Source organism: Bacillus canaveralius, assembly GCF_002860125.1.
GTDB classification, from domain to species: Bacteria; Bacillota; Bacilli; order Bacillales; family Cytobacillaceae; genus Bacillus_BJ; species Bacillus_BJ canaveralius.
The window spans coordinates 1-6322 of the sequence record NZ_PGVA01000099.1 but is presented as its reverse complement, the minus strand read 5'-3'; the positions used below and the strand labels follow the sequence as shown (position 1 = coordinate 6322).

The following is a 6322-nucleotide window of genomic DNA, read 5'->3' as shown; positions in this document are numbered from 1 at the left end:
ATAAGTAAGTACAGTACGAATAACGGGATAGGTTTGTCTAATTATGGATAATCAACACTCATGATCTAACATAGCTAATTCAATGAAATTTTATAACCCATAATATAATTATAGTTACAGAAAACCGCACAAAAATGTCGAATATCTTTAATAATTTGAAGATACAGGCCGGCCATTATGAAGAACGCTGAAAAGCAGTCCTCGTTTATGACGGACCGCTTAGAACAAGGGCATATATTATTTAGTGTGTACCTGCGATGCTTGTATATGTCTGCTCATCACATATCACAAACAGTTTAGCATTTTCCGGAATACGATCATTCGGCCTGCGGGCAATATCGAGGCTGCTGCCGTCGGAAATTAATGTTGCCCCCATTTCAAATAGCTCAATGGCAGCGTCCTTGTATGTGTTCCAATGTGGTTTTTTAACAATTTCATACAGATTGTCTCCATCGGCCTTGCTTAACAACTGTTTAAAAAGTTTGCTTGAACCGTGATGGATTGCGGCATGGGCCATCAACCGTGAGACAGACTCGTTTGATAGGATGAATTCATCAACATTTGCATGCTCGAACAGGGAAATATGCTTTTCCTTCTTGATTTCCACAATAGTGTAAATACTTTTTTCATGCTGTTTCGAGATATGCTCCACCCTTGAAGCGATCAATAGCGTTTTCCCATCAGCATATTCAGATAACTCCATTTTATCATCCGTAAAAATAGACACGGATTTTGACTCAAGGATATTGGCCCGTAGCAGCACGTCTTCCTCAGCCGGGTCGCCGCTCACAAAGTGTACTCTTTCATGGTCGATAGGAGATTTGCTTGCATTATCAATAACAACGATGTCAGTTTTGTGTCCACTGCTAATGATTTCTTCCAAGACATTATGCAATTTGTCCTGTGAGGAACCAATTAAGATATAATGGTCTTTCCCTGCATATGTCAATTTGCCTTCCTCCTTTCGTCGCTGGTATAAGCTTAAGCTTTCAAATATCTTCCCGATCATAATCCCCATAGCACCAATTCCAAAGGTGTACAGAAACACCATTGTCAGAATTCGGCCAAAATCACTCTTCGGAAAGTAGTCACCATAGCCAACAGTGACAATTGTTGTCATCGTCCACCAAACCGAATCAATGAAACGCGGGAATGTTTCTGGTTCAATTTTCTGCATAATTAAACTGAACAAGGCAATTACGATAACTGTTCCACCAGCTACTTGCCACAAGCTAACCTTAACAATTTTCGAAATCAACTTTTGTAATATCCACATCTCGTCTCTCCCCTAGTAATGCCTAAAGTTGTACTGTGGTGTCTTTTTTCTTTTTTCTCAGGACTTCACCTAATCATTTCATACTAGTACGAGCAACATCTTATAATGCAGCGCGCACTTCTTCAATCATGGTGTTCATCTAATAAACCAAACTTTTGCTATTTTATCCTCTTTTACTTCATAGATGGCAATAGCTTCTGTATTGACGCCGCTTGCCCTTCCGGTTACATACTCATGATCAATGACAATATTGCCTTTTACGGTCCTTGATAAGAGCTCAGCGTTCTGACTTGGATTATCAGCAAAAAGGTTTGTATATCTTTCTCGCATTTTCTCTATTCCGGTATACAGTGCTTTATTTGAAGGAAAATCCAGTACTTCAACGTCATCTGAATAAACCTGCAAGAATTGTTCAATATCCTGATTGTTGTATGCATCCAATTGCATTTGTGCAAGCTTTGCGGCGTAACTGTTCAACATTTTCTCTCCTCTGTAATACATGTGTTTTTTATTCATTATATTAAATGAAAGCGGCTAAATAAAGGCAAGACTAATACAAAACCATCTTCACCTTGGTTATTCACGCAATGGTTTTATGATATTTGTTTGCTGAATATGAAACTATCAGGTTTTTTCTGTGCTTCAAAACAACTTTAAGTAATCTTCATCATTGGCAAAAGCCGTTACAGCTTGTACAAGTTCTGGATATTATATAGCAAGTAAACAAGGAGGTGATGTGTATGTGGTATGATGGCTACGACAAGTTTAGTAAGAAGCATAAATGTCATCCGAAAAAGCAGCATGAGGACAAGTATTATGACAGTAATGGAGACTATGATCAAGAGCATGACTGGTATTGTAAGCCTAAAAAGAAAAAACCTCGCGAAAAGAAATTCTTAAAGTGCTTTTTAGTAGATTAAGGCACTAAAATCCCATTTAAAGCCACCTCTTATTTTAGGTGGCTTTTCTGCCATTTTGCAATAATAAAACAGACTGGCCTGCTTACGTACGGTCCGACAGCATTAGGCCAGCTAAATGCAGAATTATATTTTCACCCTGCCAATACCATTTTCAATGGTTATTTCGGTACCGTATGACTCTGAAAGATCCTTGAGCCCTTGCAAAATATCTTGATTATAAGATAGTTTCGGCCAGCCACGGTTATACCTGGGAAGATGATAGCCAAGTTCAAGAGGATACAGGATTAGCTCATCTAATAATCCATCTGTCATTTTCCAGAAGGGCAGGACCGATTCATAAACAGATGGCATAGATGCTAACCCGATTGCTCCATTTCTCGACCTCGCGTCTAACGCATCAGCCACCGTATCATAATGTCCCAAACCATAATTTTCATAAAAGTCCTGGGGTAAATGGGAAGGCGTCTCATTTTGAAAAATAAAGTTGCCTAAACTATAAAATATTGGCTTGCCTTTATAAATCTCAATACCTCTAACAACATGGGGACCATGACCAATAATTGCATCGGCGCCTCCATCGACACAGGTACGGGCAAAAATCTCAATAAAATCGGCAGCAATCATCGGTGCATTATCTTTCATTTCATGTCCATGGAAACTAATGACTACATAGTCTGCCAGCCGTTTTGCCTCCGCGATCCTCTCCAAAATCCTATCCAAATCTACTGGGTCCGGCCTTGTAATACTGCCCTGTTTATCCCCTGCCTTAAAAAGAAACTGGGGACCGAAATGTGTCATATCATCTGGCAATGGGTCCACCCTGCCTTGCTTTACCGCATAATGATAAAAGTTATTTATCCCCAATAAATCGGCTATCTCACTTAGTGCATTTATTTTGTCCTTCGGTAGCAAGTAAATCTGATCATGTCTTAAAGGATTAATACCGGGTCTCCCCTTCATATCGCGTCGTTGTTCACCAGCGACATTGAATGAATGAAAAGTTGAACAAACAGCGATTAAGGCAATCCTTCCATTCTTTGTCGCCAAATATTTTGGTTCTTCAGCTTCTGACAAATTCAACCCGGCTCCAGCATGCGTAAAACCATGCTTTTCAAGATTGTTTTTTGTATGCTCCAATCCTTCATATAAATAGTCTAGCGCATGATTATTCGCCCAGGAAATAATATTAAAGCCATACCGTTTTAAATCTTTAAGAACTCTCGGCTGTGCCATTGCCCAAGTTCCGCCACTTTCAGCAGCAGGCGCGGCTTCTTTATTGTGAATGGTTACTTCTAAATTTGTTAGACGAAAGTCTGCTTTAGTGATGATCTTAGCGATCCCTCGAAAGTTTTTGTCACCTGCAGGTAGTCTTCTGGTGATAAAGGAATCGCCGGTTGCGATAAATGTAACTGTATTGTTCATATTCGCTCCCTTCTAAACTCAAGCGGTGGATTTTGAACATATCGACCGTTAACACTTACAGAAAACCAAGGTCTTGTTCTTCGACCTTCTGTCGATATCTCGTCCCTAATTTTCAAACACTCCCCTTATCGGTTTGTCTTACATAAACCCTGTACCCATTAATATATCGGTAAAAAATGACCGACCACGCTCCATCATCGTGTTGATTAGTTTCAGGTTTGTTGAGTCAGGCTTAATTAATTTCTTTGCTCTCTCTTCATTTGATTCTGCTGCAGCTTATCGACTATTCATTTGCCAGCGAAGTAAATTCCAGTATATGCCGGGTGGTATATTATTGTGTCATGGTATGGGTAATAGATTTTAAAAGTTCTTTATGAAGTGCTGGATCACTTCCTTTTTTATAATTCAAAATAAAAACCCCGACTTATCTCGTATTTCAAGTATAATGAACCATAGTCAGATTTTGCATATGATATTTCTTTGAGGATAATCCTATATATAAGTCGGATAAATACAAAAAAACGAGGTTAATAAATGAGTGAAAGTAGTTTTGACGATTATAATTTAAGCGATGAAATAAGAAGAGCACTTTCTGTGTTAAAATACGAAGCTCCCACAGAGGTTCAGGGTCAAGTAATACCAGTAGCACTGAAAAATGAAGATCTTGTAGTAAAATCCCAAACAGGCAGTGGCAAGACTGCAGCCTTTGGTATACCTATTTGCGAAATGATTGAATGGGAAGAAAAAAAGCCACAGGCATTAATCCTTACACCAACTCGGGAGCTAGCTGTTCAGGTTCGGGAAAATATCACGAATATTGGAAGGTTTAAACGTATTAAAGCGATGGCCGTTTATGGTAAAGAACCTTTTGCGAAACAAAAAGAAGAATTGAAACAAAAAACTCATGTAGTCGTCGGTACACCTGGACGTGTGATGGACCATATCGAAAGAGGAACCCTAGTTTTGGATAAAATAAAGTATCTTATTATCGATGAAGCTGATGAAATGCTTAATATGGGTTTTATCGACGACGTAGAAGCGATTATTAAAGAAATCCCTTCAAGCAGAGTAACGATGGTATTTTCTGCTACATTGCCTAAAGATGTTGAAAATCTCTGTCACAAATATATGAAAAATCCTATTAATATCGAGATTGCTGCTACCGGGATAACGACGGATACAATTGAACATATCTTGATCAAAGTGAAAGAAGATGAAAAGATTTCACTGCTTAAAGACGTTACGGTCGTTGAAAACCCTGAGAGCTGCATCATTTTTTGCCGAACAAAAGAACATGTCAATACAGTGTATGCCGAATTGGAGGAGTCCAATTATTCTTGTGAAAGACTCCATGGCGGGTTAGAACAAGAAGATCGGTTTGCAGTTATGGATGGATTCAAAATGGGGAATTTCCGTTATCTTGTCGCCACCGATGTAGCGGCGAGAGGTATTGATATTGATAATGTGACACTTGTCATCAACTATGACGTTCCAATGGAAAAAGAGGGCTATGTCCACCGTACAGGAAGAACCGGACGTGCCGGAAATAAAGGAAAAGCGATTACGTTTGCAACACCTTATGAAGAAAAATTCATTAAGGCAATTGAAAAATATATTGGTTTTGAGATCCCTACAGCGGAAGCGCCTGGACATCAGGAAGTTGCTAGAGGAAAAGCCGCTTTCGAAGAAAAGCTCAGCGGCCGCCGGGTTGTGCAAAATAATAAAACAGCCCGAATAAACAAAGATATCATGAAACTCCATTTCAGCGGCGGAAAGAAGAAGAAGATTCGAGCTGTCGATTTTGTTGGAACTATTGCGAAAATCCCTGGAGTAACAGCAGATGATATTGGAATTATAACGATCCATGATAATTTGTCATATGTTGATATTCTTAATGGAAAAGGCTCTTTAGTGTTGCAAGCCATGGAGAACACAACAATCAAAGGAAAGAAGCTGAAAGTTAGCAAGGCGTTTAAGTAAATAAATCCTCAACAAGGACGATCATGCCAAACCATGATTGTCCTTTATTATTCTCCACAATAATCGGATAGCTGAATGAGTATATAAGATAGACCTGCCCATTGAATCTGTTCGCACGCTTTTTCAGAGTTTCTATGCTGCCAAAGAAAAAAGCGCTTACAATAATAACTGAACATACCTTACTAGCGCCTACCACGAAGGGGAATATAATCTTCTAACTGTTCACCAATTTATCACTTTCGTATGCGATTCTTACTCAGTAATTGCCTTATAATTGAGTCGTACATTTAACTGGGAGTTGGTAAAAATGAGAGACAAGTTTATTGATTTTACCCTTGCGCTAACGTTCCTTTGCATTGAATGGTCGGTTCTTTTTTTACTTAGTTCCGATAATCGCACGTTGAACTAATGTTTTAAAAAATTAAGCAGTACATAGACAAGTATCTGATCAAATATTTCCCATGTTAAACAATAAAATATTTTGCACTATCAAGAAAAGGACCTTAGATACTCATGATAATTACAAATGTATGCTCATCCGAACTAAACTAGTTCGGATTCAGATTGTCGACAAAAGGGGTTCGGAATGGTCTCATTCCGAACCCCTTTTGGTTATTTTTATCTATTTGTCTCTGTTTTTAGTGTGAATGGCCTATCACTAGCTCATTTGTTAAGCCATTTCTGGACCTTTCCAGGTCCAGTTAGCCATTTTCTTTAGATTCAT

5 protein-coding genes are annotated in these 6322 nt (G+C 38.8%); 2 read left to right on the top strand and 3 right to left on the bottom strand.

Annotated features, from left to right (window positions below):
• Positions 1-241: 241 nt before the first annotated feature.
• Together CU635_RS22920 and CU635_RS22915 are read right to left on the bottom strand one after the other, a co-directional pair.
• Complete coding sequence (locus CU635_RS22920; RefSeq protein ID WP_101579653.1) at positions 242-1276, bottom strand: ion channel; 1035 nt, start codon at positions 1274-1276, stop codon at positions 242-244.
• A 135-nt stretch (positions 1277-1411) separates the two neighbouring features.
• Entirely contained in the window at positions 1412-1756 is a 345-nt protein-coding gene (locus CU635_RS22915) for a nuclear transport factor 2 family protein (protein WP_101579652.1), read from the bottom strand.
• Between the two features lie 260 nt (positions 1757-2016).
• Here CU635_RS22915 and CU635_RS22910 point away from each other — a divergent pair, with 260 nt between their 5' ends.
• On the top strand, positions 2017-2196 hold the full coding sequence (locus CU635_RS22910; protein WP_101579651.1) for a hypothetical protein: 180 nt from the start codon (positions 2017-2019) through the stop codon (positions 2194-2196).
• A gap of 123 nt (positions 2197-2319) precedes the next feature.
• Here CU635_RS22910 and CU635_RS22905 read toward each other — a convergent pair whose 3' ends face one another.
• The gene (locus CU635_RS22905) at positions 2320-3618 is read right to left on the bottom strand and encodes a CapA family protein (protein WP_101579650.1); all 1299 of its coding nucleotides are present in this window, start codon (positions 3616-3618) and stop codon (positions 2320-2322) included.
• 534 nt (positions 3619-4152) lie between these two features.
• Between CU635_RS22905 and CU635_RS22900 the strand changes: the two genes are divergently transcribed.
• A complete protein-coding gene (locus tag CU635_RS22900; protein WP_101579649.1) occupies positions 4153-5598 on the top strand; it encodes a DEAD/DEAH box helicase in 1446 nt (481 codons plus the stop codon).
• Positions 5599-6322: the final 724 nt, after the last annotated feature.

Excerpts from the sequence above, each read along its gene's own strand:
- CU635_RS22900 (WP_101579649.1), top strand. The coding sequence starts at position 4,153 with ATGAGTGAAAGTAGTTTTGACGATTATAATTTAAGCGATGAAATAAGA.
- CU635_RS22905 (WP_101579650.1), bottom strand. The coding sequence starts at position 3,618 with ATGAACAATACAGTTACATTTATCGCAACCGGCGATTCCTTTATCACC.
- CU635_RS22915 (WP_101579652.1), bottom strand. The coding sequence starts at position 1,756 with ATGTTGAACAGTTACGCCGCAAAGCTTGCACAAATGCAATTGGATGCA.
- CU635_RS22920 (WP_101579653.1), bottom strand. The coding sequence starts at position 1,276 with ATGTGGATATTACAAAAGTTGATTTCGAAAATTGTTAAGGTTAGCTTG.
- CU635_RS22910 (WP_101579651.1), top strand. The coding sequence starts at position 2,017 with ATGTGGTATGATGGCTACGACAAGTTTAGTAAGAAGCATAAATGTCAT.